The 19,879-nt window shown below is 70.2% G+C and carries 6 protein-coding genes; all 6 read right to left on the bottom strand.

Translation table 11 applies throughout. The annotated features are described in order from the left end of the window. Nucleotides 1-83: 83 nt before the first annotated feature. The 6 genes from A5753_RS08595 to A5753_RS08570 all read right to left on the bottom strand — a co-directional run bounded on the left by A5753_RS08595 (nt 84) and on the right by A5753_RS08570 (nt 19,860). Nucleotides 84-3,170: a type I polyketide synthase gene (locus A5753_RS08595; protein WP_067125755.1), complete on the bottom strand. Its 3,087-nt coding sequence runs from the start codon at nt 3,168-3,170 to the stop codon at nt 84-86. A 2-nt stretch (nt 3,171-3,172) separates the two neighbouring features. After that, the gene (locus A5753_RS08590; protein WP_369829301.1) at nt 3,173-9,526 is read right to left on the bottom strand and encodes an SDR family NAD(P)-dependent oxidoreductase; all 6,354 of its coding nucleotides are present in this window, start codon (nt 9,524-9,526) and stop codon (nt 3,173-3,175) included. Nucleotides 9,527-9,545: 19 nt separating this feature from the next. Continuing rightward, nucleotides 9,546-15,923: a type I polyketide synthase gene (locus tag A5753_RS08585; protein ID WP_067125751.1), complete on the bottom strand. Its 6,378-nt coding sequence runs from the start codon at nt 15,921-15,923 to the stop codon at nt 9,546-9,548. A gap of 132 nt (nt 15,924-16,055) precedes the next feature. Further along, on the bottom strand, nt 16,056-17,117 hold the full coding sequence (locus tag A5753_RS08580; RefSeq protein ID WP_067125749.1) for a type III polyketide synthase: 1,062 nt from the start codon (nt 17,115-17,117) through the stop codon (nt 16,056-16,058). 110 nt (nt 17,118-17,227) lie between these two features. Then, nucleotides 17,228-18,646, bottom strand: coding sequence for an argininosuccinate lyase (gene argH / locus A5753_RS08575; RefSeq protein WP_067125746.1), 1,419 nt, complete (start codon nt 18,644-18,646; stop codon nt 17,228-17,230). Continuing rightward, the gene (locus tag A5753_RS08570; RefSeq protein ID WP_067125743.1) at nt 18,643-19,860 is read right to left on the bottom strand and encodes an argininosuccinate synthase; all 1,218 of its coding nucleotides are present in this window, start codon (nt 19,858-19,860) and stop codon (nt 18,643-18,645) included. Before A5753_RS08570 ends, argH begins: the two co-directional genes overlap by 4 nt. Between the last annotated feature and the right edge of the window lie 19 nt (nt 19,861-19,879).

Here is a 19,879-nt window from a genome sequence, read left to right as displayed (position 1 = left end):
GGCGCAAAAGTCTCGCGTATTCAACACATGTCTAATCAGCGGGGCCTGGGTTCGCGTAATCTTCTCCGCCAGCACAGAATTCGTCATCCGGTGTCATCCTCGTCCGTCGAGCTGAGCGCCATCGCGATCAACGCCTCGGGGCTCAACGAGTCGATGTCGTCGGCACTGACATTTGCATCGGGGACGGGTGTTTCCGGCGTGCCGGCGAGCAATAGAAGTTTGTCGAGCAATCCGGTTCTTCGAAGCTCGCGCACCGGAATGTTGTGCAGCGCCGACCAAATTTTTTCCTCCTCCGATTCGCCCGCCTCGTCATGCAGGAGCTGCCGGCGTAGCTGGTCGGCCAGCGCGGCCGGCGTCGGGTAATCAAAGATCAGCGTTCGCGACAGAGCCAGGCCGGTATGACTGGTGAGCCGGTTGCGTAGCTCGACCCCGATCATCGAATCGAAGCCGAGGTCGGCGAAAGCGCGGTCGTGGTCGATGGCGTGGCCGCCCGGATGTCCCGACACCGCCGCCGCATGTTCGCAGACCAGCTCCACCAGCGCCCGTTGCTGGTCGTCGGGCGCAAGTGCGTGCAGCCGGTGCGCCAGGTCGGGCGTCCGAGTCGCCGTTGCGGGTGGAGACCCCGAACCGCCCGCACCCAGCCAAAACCTCTGCCGCGCAAAGCCATACGTTGGCAACTCGACCCGCCGCACGTTCAGCCCGGCGAACAGTCCCGGCCAGTTCGGGTTGAGGCCGCGGGTGAACAGCTGGCTCACCGCGCCCAGCAGCGATTCCGTCTCGGGCCGATCCTTGGCCATGGTGGGCACCGACATGGCCCGCTCGGTGCTCAGCGATTGGTCCACCGCCGCCGACAGCGAGGCGCCTGGACCCAGCTCCACGAAGAGTTCGGCGCCCGCCGCCTCGGCGGCGCGTACGCCCTCGAAGAAGCGCACCGGCGCAACGACATGCGCCGCCCAGTACTGGGGCGACCCGTACCCGATGCCGGCGACCCGCCCGGTCACGTTGGACACCAATCCGATTCGCGGTGCCCCCACCTCGATGCCGGCCTGCGCCGCGATGAATTCCGCCACCATCGGCTGCATCAGCGGCGAATGAAACGCGTGCGACACCGCCAACCGGTGGGCGCGCCGCCCCTCGTGCGCCAGCCGGTCCGCCAGCGCTTCCACCGGCGTCTGCGCGCCGGAAAGCACCACGGCGTCGGGGCCGTTGACCGCGGCGATACTCACCCCGTCGGTCAGCAACCCGGCCACCTCGGCCTCGCCGGCACCGACCGCCACCATCACCCCGCCGGCCGGCAATGCTGCCATCAATCGGCCGCGCGCCGCCACCATGCGCGCCGCATCCGCGAGCGACAGCACGCCGGCCACACATGCCGCCGCGATCTCCCCCACCGAGTGGCCCATCACCACGTCGGGCGCCACACCGAAGGACCGCCACAACGCCGCCAGCGCGATCCCGAGCACGAACAAGGCCGGCTGGGCAAACTCGGTGCTACGCAACAACTCCGGGTCGCTGCCCCACATCACCTCGCGCAGCGGCAGCCGCAGATGAGCGTCGACCGCCGCGGCGGCCTCGTCGAAGGCCCGGGCGAACACGTCGAACCGGTCATAGAGTTGCCGTCCCATCCCCAACCACTGCGACCCTTGACCCGGGAACACAAAGACGGTCTTGCCCGACGAGATCGCCCGGCCCACAGCCACATCCGGCGCTGACTCGCCCGCCGCGAGGGCCGCCAGACCGCGCGCCAGCGCCACACGATCGCCGCCGACCACCACCGCGCGGTGCTCGAAGGCCGTTCGGGTGCTGACCAACGACCAGGCCATGTCGAGTGGGCTCACATCGGCCCGGTCGGCCACATAAGCGGACAGCCGTTGCGCCTGGTTGACCAGTGCCTGCTCAGAGCGGGCCGACAATACCCATGGCAATGCCTCGGCTGCGGACCCGGGCGTTTGGGGGCACCTGGTGTCTTGTCGGATGGGGGTTTGCTCGACGATGAGGTGCGCGTTTGTGCCGCCCATTCCGAACGACGACACCCCGGCCCGTCGCGGATGGCCGACCGGCGACCACGGCTCCAGGGCGGTGTTGACCTGCAGCCCAAGGCTTTTCAGGTCGACATCCGGGTCAGCGTAGTTGAGGCTGGGCGGGATGGTGGCATGTTCGATCGCCAGTACGGCCTTGAGCAGGCCCGCGATTCCCGCGGCGGCTCCGGCGTGACCGATGTTGGTCTTCACCGATCCCACCCGCACCGGATCGTGGGCGCGCTCGGCGAAGACCTCCCCCAATGCCAGAGCCTCGATCGCGTCGCCGACCTTCGTCCCCGTGCCGTGAGCCTCGACGTAGTCGATATCGCTGCCCCGCAGGCCGGCATCGGCGAGCGCGCGCCGGATCACTTCGGCCTCACCGCGCGCCGACGGCACGGTCTGGGCGGTCGCGCTGTGCCCGGCGTTGCCGACGGCGCTGCCGCGAATGACCGCGCGGATGCGGTCACCGTCGTCGAGTGCCGACGGCAACGGCTTCAGCAGCACCAGCCCGCCGCCTTCACCGCGCACGTAGCCGTCGGCGCGCCGATCGAACGCATAGGTGTGACCGGACACCGATACCGCGCCGAATTCCCGCTCCAGCATAGTGAATTCGTCGGCGAGGTTGAGGTGGACCCCGCCCGCGATCGCCAGCGTCGACTGACCGGAGGCCACACTTTCGCAGCCGAGGTGCACCGCCACCAGAGAAGACGACTGGCCGGAATCGACGGTCATGCTCGGCCCCTGCAACCCGAAGGCATACGAGATGCGGTTGGCGATCATCGCTCGGCTGATCCCGGTGAAGGTGTGGTGGTCGAGGTTGTCGGTGAGATCTCGCAGTGTCAGCGCGGCGTAGTCATCGGTCATCGCCCCCAGGTACACCGAAATCTGTCTTCCCCGAAGCGTTTCCGGCACCAAGAAGGCGTCTTCGAACAGCTCCCAGCTCAGTTCGAGGGCCAGGCGTTGCCGGGGGTCCATCGCGCTCGCCTCACGCGGTGACAGGTTGAAGAAGTCGGCATCGAATTCGCCGGCGTCCTCGGTGAATTGAGTCGCCTCGCGCCCGTCGCGGATCAGGCCCCAGAACGCGCCGGGGCCGGCCGCGGCGGGGAACCTGCATGCCAGCCCGATGATCGCTACGTCTGTCGGCGGCAAGGTCAGGGGCCGACTTCGTCGTCGAGGATCGCGAAAAGCTGGCTCTCGGTGGCGGTGGAGATGTCGTCGTCGAACGCGTCCTCGGGGGCCAGCAGGAGCGGCGCCGGCGGCGGGCTCGTCACGGTGCTCAACAGGCTTTCCAGCCGGCTGATGAGCTGGGCCTTGTCGCCGGGTGGCAGATCGGGCTGGTTGAGCAGTGCCTGCAGCTCCCGGGCGATGTCGTTGAAGCGGGGCATTCGATCGGGCGGCGCGGCGGTAGCCCCTCCGGGGCCACTGCTGGCCAGCTGGGCCTCGAGGTGTTCGGCAAGCGCACCCGGTGTGGGCTGGTCGAAGATCAGCGTGGGCGAAAGAGTCAGCCCGGTGGCGATTTTCAGCCGGTTGCGCAGTTCGACGGCGGTCAGCGAATCGAAGCCGAGGTCGCCGAACGCGTCGTCGGCGTTGACGTCCGCGGTGCTGTGGCCCAGTACCGTGGCGGCGTTGCTGCAGACCAGTTCGACCAGTTCGCCGTGCCGCTGGTCGGGGGTCATGCCCTCCAGGCGCGCCCGCAGGCCCGTCAGGGACACCATGTCGGTGGGCTCCAGGACCCGACGTGCCGGCCGGGTGGCCAACTGGCTCAGCAACGGCGGCAGCGTGTCGCTGTGATGCGCCAGCGCTCCCCTGTCCAGCCGCGTGCCCACCACCATGGGGTGTTCGGTCAGCAACGCGGCGTCCAACAGGTCCAGTGCCTGCCGGGTGGACAACGCGCTCAGCCCGGCCCGGCTCATCCTGGCCTTGTCACGTTCACCGAGGTGTTGGGTCATCGTGGAGGTCTCTTCCCACATTCCCCAGGCCACCGACAGGCCCGGCAGCCCGTGAGCGCGGCGATGCGCCGCCAGCGCGTCGAGGAAGCTGTTGGCCGCGGCGTAATTCCCTTGCCCCGGTGCACCCACGATGCCCGCCATCGACGAAAACGCCACGAACGCCGACAAATCCAGCTCTTTGGTGAGCTCGTGCAGATGCCAGGCCCCGTCGACCTTGGACCGCAACACCGTGTCGATGCGCGCGGGCGTCAACGACGCGATCACCGCGTCGTCGAGCACGCCCGCCGCGTGGAACACCGACCGCAGCGGGTACCGTTCCGGAACCTGCGCCAGCAGTGCCGCGACGGCGTCTCGGTCGCCGACGTCGCACGCCAGCACGGCCACCGAAGCCCCCGCGTCGCGCAATTCTGCGACGAGCGCGGCGATGCCGTCGGCGCGTTCACCGCCGCGACTGACCAGCATCACGTGGGGCACCCGGTGCCGCTCGACGAGATGCCGAGCCAGCGCGGAACCCGCCATGCCGGTGCCGCCGGTGATCAGCGCGGTGCCGCCGGCCAGCCCGGCGGGCCCGTCCGGCATGGTGAGCACGACCTTGCCGATGTGGCGGGCCTGGCTGACGAACCGGTAGGCATCGGCGGCGCTGCGCGCGTCGAACGCCTTGACCGGCAACGGCGCCAGTACTCCTCCGGCGAATAACCCCATCAATTCCGCCAGCATCTCGGCGATGCGGTCGGGGCCGGCCTCCATGAGATCGAACGCGCGATACGTCACCCCGGGGTGGGCCGATGCGACGGCATCGGGGTCACGCAGATCGGTCTTGCCCATCTCGATGAAGCGCCCGCCGGGCCGCAGCAGGCGCAGCGACGCATCGTTGAATTCCCCTGCCAGAGAGTTGAGCACGACGTCCACACCGGCGGCGAATTTCTGCTCGAAATCGAGCGTGCGGGAATCGGCGATGTGCGCATCGTCGAATCCCATGGCGCGCAGGGTGTCCCACTTGCCGCGGCTGGCGGTCGCGAACACCTCCGCGCCCCGGTGCCGGGCCAGCTGTACCGCGGCCATGCCGACGCCACCGGTGGCGGCGTGCACCAGCACCCGATGCCCGGCGCGCAGGCCCGCCAGCACTGACAGCCCGTAATAGGCCGTCAAGAACACCACCGGCACGGCCGCGGCCTGAGCCATCGACCAGCCCTGCGGCGCCCGGGTCACCAACCGACGGTCGATGACCGCCTCGGAGCCGGCCAGCCCGAAAATCCCCATGACCGCGTCCCCGACGGCCAAATCCGTCACACCCGAGCCGAGCTCGGTGACGATTCCCGCGCCCTCGGCGCCCAACTGCGCGGCACCGGGGTACATGCCCAGCGCCACCAGCACGTCGCGGAAGTTCACCCCGGCCGCGGCGACCGTCACCCGCACCTGACCGGCCTCCGGTGACGCCGGCGCGGTCTCCTGCACCGCCAAATCCTCGAGCGTCCCCGCGTCGCCGGCGGCCAGGCGCCACACCGACGGCGCGTCGGGCAGCTGCAGCAGGGGTCGCCGATCGGCCGGTTTCAGCCGGGCGCTGTAGGCCACACCGTCGCGCACCACCAATTGCGGCTCGCCACAACCGATCACCGCCGCGACATCGAGAGTCCCGTCGGTATCGACCAGCACCACGCGGTCCGGGTGCTCGGCCTGGGCCGAACGCGTCAGCCCCCACACCGCGGCACCGGCCAGGTCCGCGACGTCCTCGCCCGCCAGGCCCACCGCCCCGCGGGTCAGCACCACCAGGACGCCGGCCGCCTCACCCGTCAGCCAGGGCTGCAGCACACCCAGGGCCTCGTGGGTCGCGCTGTAAACGGAGGTGAGCTCGCCCGAGCCCGCAAGCGGTGACTCCCAGACCGTGAAGTCCGCACCAGCCTCGTTGCCGGGCAGCGAGACCGGCGACCACACCACGTCGAGCAGCTCACCGCTGCCGGAGCGGGCCGCCCCGGCCGCGCTCAACTGCTCGGCCGAGACGGCGCGCGTCACCAGCTCGCGCACCGACAAGACGGGCAGCCCGGACGGGTCGGCCAACTCGACCGACACGGCGCCCGCACCGACCGGCGCCAGCCTGACCCGGACCCGCGATGCGCCGGCGGCGTTCAGGCTCACTCCCTGCCACGAGAATGGCAAGACGGTCGCGATCCGCTCGTCGGCCACTCCCAGCGCATGCAGCGCCGCATCCAGTACCACCGGATGGATGCCGAAGCCACCGGTCGATACCCCTGCCTGTTGTGGAAGCTCCACCTCGGCGAAAGTCTCGGTCCCCCTTCGCCATACGGCCCGCAATCCCTGAAAAGCCGGACCGTATCCGTAGCCCCGGCCCGCCAGGCCGTCGTACGCGCCGTCCACGGTCACCGCGTCCGCACCCGGCGGCGGCCACACCGACAGGTCGGCGCCCGGCACGGGCGCACCGTCGCTGAGCATCCCTTCGGCGTGCAGCACCCAATCGGATTGGGCGGCACGCGAATACACCGCGACCGAGCGCGTTCCGGCCTCGCCGGCCGCGGATACCACCACCTGAAGATGCACCACCCCGGCCGCCGGCACCGACAGCGGCGCGGACAGCGTCAACTCCTCGATCACCGAGCAGCCGAGCTCATCGCCGGCCCGCAACGCCAACTCGACGAAGCCGGCTCCCGGAAACAGCACCGTGCCGGCCACCGCATGGTCGGCCAGCCATGGCTGGGCGGCCAGCGATAGCCGGCCCGTCAACACCACACCGCCGGAATCCGGCCGGTCCACCACCGCGCCCAGCAGCGCATGTTCGGCCTCGGCCAGGCCCAGGCTGGCGATGTTGGCAGAACCCACCGAATCGCTGGATAGCCAAAAGCGGCGCCGCACAAAGGCATACGTCGGCAGCTCGATCCGCTGGGCGTTGGAGTCGGCGAACGCCGCTGCCCACCGCACGTCGGCCCCGGCGGTGAACAGCTGCCCCGCCGCCCGCAGCAGTGAGTCCACTTCGGGGCGGCCCTTGGCCATGGTCACCACCGTGGTCGCCCGGTCGGTCGTGAGGGATTGCTCCACCGCGGAGGTCAACGCCGCGCCCGGACCCACCTCCAGGAACGCACCGGCACCCAGGGATTCGGCGAGTTGCACCCCGTCGACGAATCGCACCGGCTTGCGCACGTGGTCGACCCAGTAACCGACGGTCCCATAGTCGGGGCCGGCCGGTTGCCCTGTCACGTTGGACACCAGGGCGACTCGCGGCTCGCCCGCCGCCACCCCGGCCGCCACCGCCGCGAAGTCCTCCATCATGGGCTCCATCAACGGCGAGTGGAACGCGTGCGAGACCGCCAGCCGGTGCACCCTCGCGCCGCCGGCGGCCAGCCGGTCCGCGATCGCCGCCACCGCGTCGTGCGCACCGGAGAGCACCAGCGATCGCGGTCCGTTCACCGCAGCGATGCTCACGGCTCCGTTGAGCCACGGGGCCACGTCCGCTTCCGTCGCGGTCACGGCGACCATCACGCCGCCGGCGGGCAGCGCGGCCATCAACCGGCCGCGCGCCGCCACCAGCCGTGCCGCATCGGGCAGCGACAGCGCCCCGGCCACGCACGCCGCTGCGATCTCCCCCACCGAATGGCCGATCACCACATCAGGTGTCACACCGAAGGACTGCCACAACGCGGCCAACGCGATCTCCACGACGAACAGCGCCGGCTGGGCGAACTCCGTGCTCTGCAGCAACTCTGGGTCGCTGCCCCACATCACCTCGCGCAGCGGCAACCGCGCGTGGGGGCCGACCGCCGCGACGGCCTCGTCGAAAGCCTGGGCGAACACGGGGAAACGCTCATACAGCCCGGCGCCCATCCCGAGCGACTGCGAGCCCTGGCCCGGAAAGACGAACACCCGCTTGCCCGCCGCCCGCGTCCGACCGACCAGCACGCCCGGGTCCGGCCGCCCGGACGCCAGCCCGGCCAGCCCCGCCGCCAGAGCCTCGCGGTCCGCACCCACCAGCACCGCGCGATGCTCGAAGGCGGCCCGGCTGGTCGCCAGCGACCAACCCACGTCGACCGGCCGCAGGTCCTCGTCGGCGCTGAGCCGATCCAGCAGGCGTTGCGCCTGACCGGCCAACGCCTCGGAGGACCGAGCCGAAACCACCCACGGGATCACCGGATTCGGTGTCTCCGTGACCGGTTCGGGTTCGCTGTCGAGTGGCGCGGGAGCCTGCTCGACGATCACGTGCGCGTTGGTGCCGCTGATCCCGAACGACGAGACGCCGGCCCGCCGTACCCCGCCGCGATCGGGCCACGGCCGCGGCTCGGTCAACAGCGACACCGCGCCGGCCGACCAGTCCACGTGCGGCGACGGGATGTCGACGTGCAGCGTCTTGGGCAGCACCCCGTGCCGGATCGCCTGAATCATCTTGATCACCCCGGCCACCCCCGCCGCGGCCGAGGTGTGCCCGATGTTCGACTTGATCGACCCCAACCACAGCGGCCGGTCCGCCGGGCGGTCCTGACCGTAGGTCGCCAGCAGGGCCTGGGCCTCGATGGGATCCCCGAGCACCGTCCCGGTTCCGTGGCCCTCGACCACATCCACGTCCGCCGCCGCCAGCCCGGCGTTGGCCAACGCCGCCCGGATCACCCGCTGCTGCGACGGCCCGTTCGGCGCGGTCAACCCGTTCGATGCACCGTCCTGATTCACCGCGGTGCCGCGCAACACTGCCAAGACGGGATGCCCCAGGCGCCGCGCGTCGCCCAGCCGCTCCAGCACCAGTACACCCGCGCCCTCCGACCACGAAGTCCCGTCCGCCGCACCGGCATACACCTTGCAGCGGCCGTCGGGAGCCAGCGCGCGCTGGCGGCTGAACTCGACGAAGGCCGCGGGGGTGGCCATGACCGTCACCCCACCGGCAAGCGCCAGATCGCATTCCCCGGACCGCAGCGACTGCGCGGCCAGATGCATGGAGACCAACGACGACGAACACGCGGTGTCCACCGACACCGCCGGGCCTTCCAGGCCCAACACATAGGACACCCGGCCCGACGTCACGCTCAGCGTCGAGCCGGTCAGCCCGTAGCCCTCGAGTTCGCCCTTCACCTCGCCGCCATACCCGGCGTGAATGACCCCCGCGAACACTCCGGTCGCCGAGCCCCGCAGCGTGAATGGGTCGATGCCCGCCCGCTCCAAGGCTTCCCAGCAGATCTCCAGCATCATGCGTTGCTGGGGATCCATCGCCAGCGCCTCGCTGGGCCCGATGCCGAAGAATCCGGCGTCGAAGTCGCCCGCGTCTTGCAGGAAGCTGCCCTGGCGGGTGTACATCTTCCCCTTGGTATCGGGGTCGGGGTCATACAACCCTTCGACGTCCCAGCCGCGATCGGCCGGGAAGTCCGACACCGTGTCGCGGCCCTCGATCACCAATTGCCACAGGTCTTCTGGCGTTTCGACTCCGCCGGAGTAGCGGCACGCCATGCCCACCACGGCGACCGGCTCGGAAAGCCGGCCCTCCAATTCCGCGACGCGCCGCCGGGTCCGCCGGAGATCCGCCGTGAGGCGTTTCAGGTAGTCGACGTGCTGCGTGGTGCCCGGCATCGTTGCTCCTTGCGGGGTGTCAGCGGCCGAGTTCTTCATCGAGGATCGCAAAGAGTTGGCTTTCGGTGGCGGCGTCGAGGTCATCGTCGAGGTGCTCGACGTCGGAAAGATCGCCCGGCGCAAGCGCGGCGAGCAGGTTGTGAATGCGGGCCCGCAGCACCGACTTGTCGTCGGCATTCCAATCGGGCGCCCCGAGCAGCGCCTGCAGTTCCCGGGTGATGTCGTTGAAGCGACCCATCAGGTTCGGCTGATCGTCGCCGCCGACGGTGCCGGCCAGTTGGGCGTCCAAATGCGTGGCCAGCGCGGTGGGTGTCGGATAGTCGAAGATCAATGTCGGTGAAAGGGTAAGGCCGGTAGCGTTTTTGAGGCGGTTGCGCAGTTCGACCGCGGTCAGTGAATCAAACCCCAGTTCCTGGAAGGCGCGGCCGGCGTCGATGTCGGCCGGATTGGGCACGCCCAACACCATCGCGGCGTTGCCGCAAACGAGGTCGATCAGCTCGCGCTGCCGCGCCTCGGGACTCAGGCTGTGCAGACGCGTCGACAGCCCGCTTGTTGAGCCGGCGACGTCCGCGTCGTCGATGACGCGTCGGGTCGGCCCGGCCACCAGTTCCCGCAGCAGTCCGGGCAGCGCGGCGATGTTCTCGGACAGGGCGGCCCGGTCCACTCGGGCGGCAACCAGCAGCGGGCTGTCGGCCAGCATCGCGGCGTCGAACGCCGCCAGCGCCTGCTCGGTGGACAGCGGCGCCAACCCGATCCTGCTCATCCGGGCCCTGTCGCGATCGCCAAGGTGCGCGGTCATCGCCGAGGCCTGCTCCCACAGGCCCCAGGCAAGCGACAGGCCCGGAAGTCCCTGGGCGCGCCGATAGGCGGCCAGCCCGTCGAGGAAACTGTTGGCCGCCGCGTAGTTGGCCTGACCCGGTGTCCCCACGATCCCGGCCATCGACGAAAACACCACGAACGCCGAGAGATCCAGGTGCCGGGTGAGCTCGTGCAGGTTCCAGGCCCCGTCGACCTTGGCCCGCAGTACCGCGTCCAGCCGATCCGGGGTCAGCGACGAGAGCAACCCGTCGTCGAGAATGCCCGCTGCGTGCACGATTCCACGCAGCGGGTACTGCGCCGGTATCTCGGCCAGCATCGCCGATGCCGCGTCGGGGTCCGCGACATCACAGGCCACCACCGACACCTGCGCGCCGGCCGCTTGCAGCCCGGCCACCAGGTCGGCCACCAGGTCGGCGGCCCGGGCGCCGGTGCGGCTGACCAGCACCACGTGGGCCACTGCGTAACGGTCGACGAGGTGGCGGGCCAGCGCCGAACCGGCCATCCCGGTGCCACCGGTGATCACCACGCTGGCCCCCACCAGCCCCCCTCCGCAGCCACTGAGCACTTCGCCCGGCCCCGATGGGACGGTCAGCGCGACCTTGCCGACGTGGCGTGCCTGGCTGACATACCGATAGGCCGCCGAGGCACAGCGCACGTCGAAGGTCTTCAGCGGCAACGGTTTCAACGTTCCGTCCGCCAACAGTCCCACGATCTCTGTCAGCATGGCGGCGGTGCGGTCGGGGCCGGCCTGCATCAGGTCGAACGCCCGGTACCGCGCTCCCCGATAGCGCTCGGCGACGTCGCGCGGATCGCGCACGTCGGTCTTGCCCATCTCGATGAACCGTCCGCCGGGAGCCAACAGCCGCAACGACGCATCGGTGAGTTCGCCGGCCAGGGAGTTGAGCACGACGTCGAACCCGGCACCCTGCGTGGCCGAGAGGAATTTCACCTCGAATCCAGTCGTGCGCGAATCGCCGATGTGGTCGTCGTCGAAACCCATCGCGCGCAAGGTGTCCCACTTACCGCGGCTGGCGGTGACGAACACCTCGGCGCCCCAGTGCCGCGCGAGCTGCACCGCGGCCATGCCCACCCCGCCGGTGGCGGTGTGCACCAAGACCCGCTCGCCGGCGCGCAGCCCGCCCAGCACCGATAGGCCGTACAGCGCCGTCAGGAAGACCACCGGCACCCCCGCGGCCGCGACCAGCGACAGTCCCGGCGGCACCGGTGTCACGACGCGCTGATCCACCACCGCCTCGGAACCGACGACCCCAAGCAATCCCATCACCGCGTCGCCGACGGCCAGACCGGTCACGTCGGGCCCCACCTCGACGACCACACCGGAGCCCTCGGCTCCCAGCTGGCCACCACCCGGGTACATCCCTAGGGCCACCAGGACATCGCGGAAGTTCACTCCGACCGCGGTCACCGCCACCCGCACCTGCCCGCCGGCCAGTTTCCTTCTCGGGCACGGGCTTACGACCAGGTCCTCAAGCGTGCCCTCTCCGCCCGCATCCAACCGCCAGCCCGCGGAAGGGAGCCCGATCGCGCCGCGCACCGGCCGCAACCGCGCCGCATACGCCACACCCTGACGAATCACGACTTGCGGCTCGCCACACTCGATCACCGCGCCGACGTCCAGGGAGCCGTCGGAGTCGATCAGCACCACCCGGCCCGGGTGCTCGGCTTGCGCCGAGCGCACCAGGCCCCACACCGCGGCGCCGGCCAGGTCCGAAACGTCTTCCCCGGCAAGGGCGACCGCCCCGCGGGTCTGCACGGCCAGCATCGCGCCGCTTTCGTCACGCAACTCCGATTGCAGCTCGGCCAATATCTCGGTGGCCGCGGCGTGTACCGCCTTGACCACGTCGCCGCCATGATCGCCAAGCTCCCACACCTTGGCCTCGGCGCGGCCCTCGCCGCCGCCCAGGGCGATCGGCGACCACGTCACGTCGAGCAATCCCGCGGAGCGCTGCGCGGGAGCCGCCGCCGTCAACTGCCCGGCGGAGACCGGGCGCATGGCCAGCGATCGCACCGTGAGCACCGGAAGTCCCGCCGCATCGGCCAATTCCACCGAGACCGAGCCGGCACCGGCCGGCGCGATGCGGACCCGCGCCCGCGCCGCACCCGATGCGTGCAACGACACGCCCTGCCACGAGAACGGCAACACGGTTTGGTCCTGCTCGGCGGCGACGCCGATCGCCTGCAGCGCGGCATCCAGGAGCACGGGGTGCACTCCGAAGCCGCCGTCCTGGGCGCCGGCCTCGGGCACGGCGACCTCGGCGAAGATCTCGTCCCCGCGCTGCCACATGGTGCGAAGACCCTGAAAAGCGTCCCCGTATTCGTAGCCCCGTTGCGCCAACCCCGCGTAGGCGCCGGTGACGTCCAGTGCGGTCGCCCCGGCGGGCGGCCAGACCGAAAGGTCCGCGGCCGGTGTCACCGTGCCGGGCCGCAGCACGCCCTCGGCATGCAACACCCAGTCCGAATCCGGCGCAGCGCCAGCCGAATACACCGACAACCGCCGCGCACCCGACTCGTCGGCCGCGCCGACCACCAGCTGTACCTGTACACCCTCGGAGGCCAACAGCAACGGGGCCGACAAGGTCAGCTCGTCGAGCACCCCGCAACCCACCTCGTCACCCGCGCGGATGGCGAGCTCGACGAACCCGGCCCCCGGGAACAAGACGGTTTCGCCCACCGCATGATCGGCCAGCCACGGGTGGACCACCGTCGACAACCGGCCGGTCAGCACCACACCGCCGGAATCGGGCCGTGGTACCACGGCACCGAGCAACCCGTGCTCGGCGGCCGCCAGCCCCAGGGTGGCGGCGTCTTGTGACCCCGCCGAGCCGCCCGACAGCCAAAAGTGTTGGCGGACAAACCCGTACGTCGGCAGGTCGACGGCCCGGCCGCCCAGGCCGGCCATCGGGGCGCGCCAGTCCACGGCCACGCCCGCGACGTGGGCCTGGGCGACCGAAAGCCAGAATCGGTCCAGGCCACCGTCATCGCGGCCCAGCGTCGGGATGACGCACGCCCGTTCGCTGTCGGGCACGGTTTCTTCGATGGCGGCCATCAGCACGGGGTGCGGGCTGGATTCGATGAACGCTTGATAGCCCGCGTCGCACGCGCGGCGTACCGCCCGCTCGAACTGCACGGTGTGCCGGATGCTTCGGAACCAGTAGGCGGCGTCCAGGCCCGCGGTGTCCATCGGCTCACCGGTGACGGTGGAGAAGAAGGCGACCGCGCAGGACCGCGGCTCGAGGCCGTGCAGCGCGCCGGCCAGCGGCTCGCGAATCGCGTCCACCTGAGCGGAATGCGATGCGTAGTCGACGTCGATCCGGCGGGCGCGAATGTTCTCGGCTTCGCACCGTTGCATCAGCTCGGCCAGTGCGTCCACCTCGCCGGACACCACCACCGCCGCAACTCCGTTGACCGCCGCGATGTTCAGTCGCTCGCCCCAGCCGGCGATCAGCTGCTCGGCGCGCGGCAGACCGCACGCCAGCGACACCATGCCGCCCCGGCCCGACAACTGCACCAGCAGCCGGCTGCGCAGCGCTACCACCCGGGCGGCGTCTTGCAGCGACAGCGCTCCCGCCACGTAGGCCGCCGCGATCTCGCCCTGCGAATGGCCGATCACCGCATCGGGAACCACCCCCACGGAGCGCCACAGTTCGGCCAGCGACACCATCATCGCCCACAGCGCCGGCTGCACCACGTCCACCCGGTCCAATCCGGGAGCGTCCGGGACGCCGCGGATCACGTCGATCAGTGACCAGTCGACGTACTCGGCGAGCGCGTGAGCGCAGCGCTGCAGCTGCTCGGCGAACACCGTTGAACTGTCCAGTAATTGAGCGCCCATGCCTGCCCATTGCGAGCCCTGGCCGGGGAACACGAACACCGTCTTGCCCACCGGCTGCGCCCGGCCCGACACCAGGCCGGCGCCCTGCTCGCCGGCCGCCAATGCCGCCAGGCCACGCAGCAACTGCGCGCCGTCGGCGCCCACGACGACAGCCCGGTGCTCGAAGCTCGACCGCGTCGCGATCAGCGACCAGCCCACGTCCAGCACCCGCGTCCCGGGATCGGCCTTCACGCGGGCCAGCAGCCGCGCGGCCTGATTGGCCAGCGCCTCACCCGAGCGGGCCGAAAGCACCCACGGCACCACCACGTCATCACCTAGGCAGCTGCCGTCTTCCTGTTCCGGGACGTACTGCTCCACGATGACGTGCGCGTTGGTGCCGCTGATGCCGAAGGAGGAGACTCCGGCGCGGCGCGGGCGGTCCATCGCCGGCCAGGGGCGCTGCTCCGTCAGCAGCGATACCGCCCCGGCCGTCCAATCCACGTGCGGCGTCGGCTCATCCACGTGCAACGTCTTGGGCATCACCCCGTGGCGGACCGCCTGCACCATCTTGATCACCCCGCCGGCACCCGCGGCCGCCGAGGTATGGCCCATGTTCGATTTGATCGAACCCAGCCACAGCGGCCGATCCGCCGGGCGGTCCTGCCCGTAGGTCGCCAAAACGGCTTGCGCTTCAATGGGATCCCCGAGCGTGGTGCCCGTCCCATGACCCTCGACCACATCGACGTCGGCCGTGCCCAGCCGCGCGTTGGCCAGCGCCGCCCGGATCACCCGTTGCTGCGACGGCCCGTTGGGTGTCGCCAGGCCATTAGACGCGCCGTCCTGATTCACCGCGGACCCGCGTATCACGGCCAGCACCTGATGCCCGTGTCGCCGGGCGTCGGCCAGCCGCTCCAGCGCCAGCACACCGACGCCTTCGGAAAACCCGGTGCCGTCGGCCGCACCCGCGTACGCCTTGCACCGACCGTCGGCGGCCAGCGCGCGCTGCCGGCTGAACTCGACGAACATCGCCGGTGTGGCCATCACCGTCACCCCGCCGGCCAGCGCCAGATCGCACTCGCCGGAACGCAATGACTGCGCCGCCAGGTGCAGGGCCACCAACGACGACGAACACGCCGTGTCCACCGAGACCGCCGGGCCTTCGAACCCCAGCGAATAGGCCACCCGGCCCGAAGCCACGCTGAGCGTCGAGCCGCGCAGGCCGTATCGCTCCAGGTGTCCCGGGACTCGTCCCTGCCCCCCGTAGGAGCCGTGGAATATCCCGGCGAACACACCGGTCGCCGAGCCGCGCAGGGTGGCGGGGTCGATCCCGGCCCGCTCCAACGCCTCCCAGGACACCTCGAGCAGCAGGCGCTGTTGCGGGTCCATGGCCAGCGCCTCGCTGGGGGCGATCCCGAAGAACGCGGCATCGAAATCGGCGACGTCCGAGAGGAACCCGCCGCAGCGCGCGTAGGACTTGCCCACGGCGTCGGGATCCGCGTCGAACAGCCCGGTCAAGTTCCAGCCACGGTCTGCCGGGAACTCCGAGACCACATCGCGGCCGTCAACTACCATCTGCCACAACGCCTCTGGTGAATCGACGGCGCCCGGGTAGCGGCACGCCATGCCGACCACCGCCACCGGTTCGGTCGCCGCCGCCAGGTACTGGCGGTTCTCGCGCTTGAGTCGTTCGGTTTCTTTCAGCGATTGGCGAAGAGCCTTGATTAGCTCTTCGGTGTTGCCGTTCATCGCCAGGCGGCCTCTCGTGTCACTCACAGCGGTACTCCCGCGATGGGTCTGTCCCACGCCGGCCGGGTCCCATCGCCACAAACTCTCAAGCCCAAAAAGCGACGCCTTACCGTAGAAGTGCACGGGCGAAAATCAGTGCCACCGCAACAACACCAATTCGGAACAGAATCCCGGACCCATGGCGAGCATCAGGCCGGGGCTCTCACTCGGCGGCGGCTTGGCCATGGTGTCGCGCAGGACATGCAACACCGACGCCGATGACAGGTTGCCGATCTCGCCGAGCGAACGCCAGGTGAGTTCGAGGGCCTCGGGCGGCAGGCCGAGCGCCGCATTGATGGCCTCGATGACCTTGGGGCCGCCGGGGTGGCTCACGAAGGCGCCGATGTCGGCCGTGGTCAAGCCGTGCGCCGCGAGGAACTGGGTGACATCGGCTTCGATGTACTGCTCGACGACGGCCGCGACGTCCTTGGACAGCACCAGCTCGAAGCCGGTGGCGCCCACGTCGAAGCCCATGGTGCGCAGCGAATCGGGATACAGGTGGCTGCACGAGTCCAGGACGGTGGGTCCGCTGGGGGCCAGTTGTTCGGCGCGCCGCTCGCCGACCGCCACCACCGCCGCGGCCCCGTCGGCGAACAGGGCACTGCCGACCAGGCCGGCCAGCGACGGCGAGTATCCGGGATAGGTCAGCGAGCAGAGCTCGACGGAGATCAGGGCGGCCACGGCGTCGGGCGCGCCGCGCAGGTAGTCGTTCACGCGGGCCACGCCCGCGGCGCCGGCGACGCACCCCAGGCCGAACAACGGCACCCGCCGCACGTCGTCACGCAGGCCGAGCTGCGCGGCGATCCGGGCGTCCACGGAGGGCACGCTGAGGCCGGTGACGGTGGTGGTGATGAGCACGTCGACGTCGCGCGGCCGCAGGCCCGCCTCATCGAGGGCACCGGACAGCGCCTCACAGCCCAGCTTCACCGCGTGCTCGGTGAAGATCCGGTTCGCCATGCCGAAGTCGGTCAGGGCGGGGTACTGCTCCAGCGGCAGCACCAGGTGGCGGCTGCCGACCTTGGAGCTTGCATGCAGCTGCCGGACGATGTCTTCATAGCCCTCGAACTCCGGGATGCTGACGAAGAAGTCGGTGAGCTCACGCTGGGAGTATCGGTGCGGCGGCAACGCACCGAAGACGCCGGCGATGACGCTCATTGTTCTTCCACCCCTTGATGACGAGGACCCGGCCCCAACCGTTCAACCGGATCGCTTCGAGCCCGAAGTCTAGTCTGCCTGTCACGACCCGTCAGGGAAACAAGCTCACCTCAATCGGCGTCGCGCAGCTGGCTTTTGAGCCTATCGGCGCTGGCCAGGACGGTTTCGATCTGCTCGGCGACCCGAACCGGCGCGGTGCCGCCGCGCGCGTCGCGGGAAGCCACCGAGCCCTCGATCGTCAACACCTCACGGACCTGTGGCGTGAGATCACCGCTGATGGCGGCCAGTTCGTCGTCGGTCAGCTCGTCGAGTCCGACGGACCGCTGCTCGGCGGCGCGCACCGCGGCCCCGGCGGCCTCGTGGGCGGACCGGAACGGCACCCCCTGTCGCACCAGCCATTCGGCGATATCGGTGGCCAGCGTGTAGCCGGCCGGCGCCAGGGCGGCCATCCGTTCGACATCGAACGTCAGGCTGCCCACCAGCCCGGCCATCGCCGGCAGCACCAGCTCGAGCTGGGCGACCGAATCGAACACCGGTTCCTTGTCTTCCTGCAGGTCACGGTTGTAGGCGAGCGGCTGCGCCTTCAGTGTGGCCAGCAGGCCGGCCAGGTTCCCGATCAGTCGCCCGGACTTGCCCCGAGCCAGCTCGGCGATGTCGGGATTCTTCTTCTGCGGCATGATCGAGCTGCCGGTCGACCACGAATCGTGCAGGGTGGCGTAGCCGAATTCCGTCGAGCTCCACAGGATGATGTCCTCGGCCAGGCGGGACAGGTCGACACCGATCATGGCGAACACGAAGGCGGCCTCCGCCGCGAAATCCCGGGAGGCCGTCGCGTCGATGGAGTTGTCGGCCGCAGTGGTGAAACCGAGCTCCGCGGCGATCGCGTCGGGGTCCAGCCCCAGCGACGAGCCGGCCAGGGCGCCCGAGCCGTACGGGGACACCCCGGCGCGCCTGTCGAAGTCGACGATCCGGTCGACGTCGCGCAGCAGCGGATGGGCGTGCGCCAGCAGGTGGTGGGCCAACAGCACCGGCTGCGCGGCCTGCATGTGAGTCTTGCCCGGCATGATGGCGCCGGGGTGGGCGGCGGCCTGGGCGGCCAGCGCGCCGACGACGTCCAGAGCCGCGGCGGCAACCCGGCGCACCGCGTCGCGCAGCCACATCCGGAACAGCGTGGCCACCTGGTCGTTGCGCGAGCGGCCGGCGCGCAGCCGGCCGCCCAGGTCGGGGCCGACCCGGTCGATCAGTCCGCGTTCCAGCGCCCCGTGCACGTCCTCATCGGTGACCAGAGGTGCGAAGCTGCCGTCGGCGACGTCCTCGGCGAGCTGGTCCAAGCCGGCCAGCAGCCCGTCGCGCTGCTCTTCGTTCAGCAGCCCGGCCCGGAACAGGATCACGGTGTGGGCCCGCGAGGCGACGATGTCGTAGGGGGCCAGCACCCAGTCGAAGTGGGTGGATTTGCTCAGCGCGGCCAGCGCGTCCGACGGGCCGTCGGCGAACCGCCCGCCCCACAGTGACCCCTCGCGAGTGCTCACGCTTCGGCCGGGCCCTTTGCGGTCTGGTCCCGGCGGGACGCGATCTTCGAGGACAGCCCGTGCACGTAGACGAAACCCTTTGCGGCCGACTGGTCGAAGCTGTCGCCCTCGTCGTAGGTGGCCAGGTTGAAGTCGTACAGGGATTCCGCGCTGCGCCGGCCGTTGACCGCGATGTGGCCGCCGTGCAACACCATTCGCACTTCACCCGACACGTGCTCCTGGGTCCTGGCGACGAAGCTCTCCAGGGCGTCCTTGAGCGGTGAATACCACAGCCCGTCGTAGACCAGCTCGGCCCAACGTTGATCGGTGTTCCGCTTGAACCTGCCCAGTTCCCGCTCCAGCGTGACGTGTTCGAGCTCGGTGTGCGCGGTGATGAGCACCATGGCGCCGGGCGCCTCGTAGATCTCGCGGCTCTTGATCCCCACCAGCCGGTCCTCGACGACGTCGAGGCGGCCGACGCCCTGGGCGCCCGCGCGGGTGTTGAGCTCCTCGATGGCACCAAGCACGGAGACACGCTTGCCGTCGATCGTCACGGGCACGCCGCGTTCGAACCCGACGATCACCTCGTCGGGCGTGCTCCAGTTCAGCGTGGGGTCCTCGGTGTACGCGTACACGTCCTTGGTGGGCGCGTTCCAAAGGTGTTCCAGGAAGCCCGTTTCCACCGCACGGCCCCACACGTTCTGGTCTATGGAGAACGGCGAGCGTTTGGTCACGTTGATCGGGATCGCGTTCTCCTCGGCGAACGCGATCGCCTTCTCCCGCGTCCAGGCGTAGTCACGCACCGGCGCAAGCACCTCGAGATCGGGTGCCAGCGAACCGAATCCGACCTCGAACCGGACCTGGTCGTTGCCCTTGCCGGTGCAGCCGTGGGCGACGATGCTGCCGCCGTGCTCGCGCGCCGCCGCCACCAGGTGCTTGACGATCAGCGGCCGGCTGATCGCCGACACCAGCGGGTAGCGGTCCATGTAGAGGGCGTTGGACAGGATCGTGGGCAGGCAGTACTCGTCGGCGAACTCGTCGCGGGCGTCGACGACGACGGCTTCCACCGCGCCGCAGTCCAGGGCGCGCTGGCGAATGACCTCCATGTCTTCGCCCCCCTGGCCGAGGTCGATCGCCACCGCTACGACCTCACGGCCGGTCTCCTTGCCGATCCAGCTGATGGCCACCGAGGTGTCCAGGCCGCCGGAATACGCCAGGATGACGCGTTCTGACATAAATCTCCTTAGGTTGAAA

Origin of the sequence: Mycobacterium sp. 852002-51971_SCH5477799-a (assembly GCF_001667145.1) — a bacterium.
Lineage (GTDB): Bacteria > Actinomycetota > Actinomycetes > Mycobacteriales > Mycobacteriaceae > Mycobacterium.
Note: the sequence above shows the minus strand (reverse complement) of the source record. Positions and strands in the feature narration are given on the sequence as shown.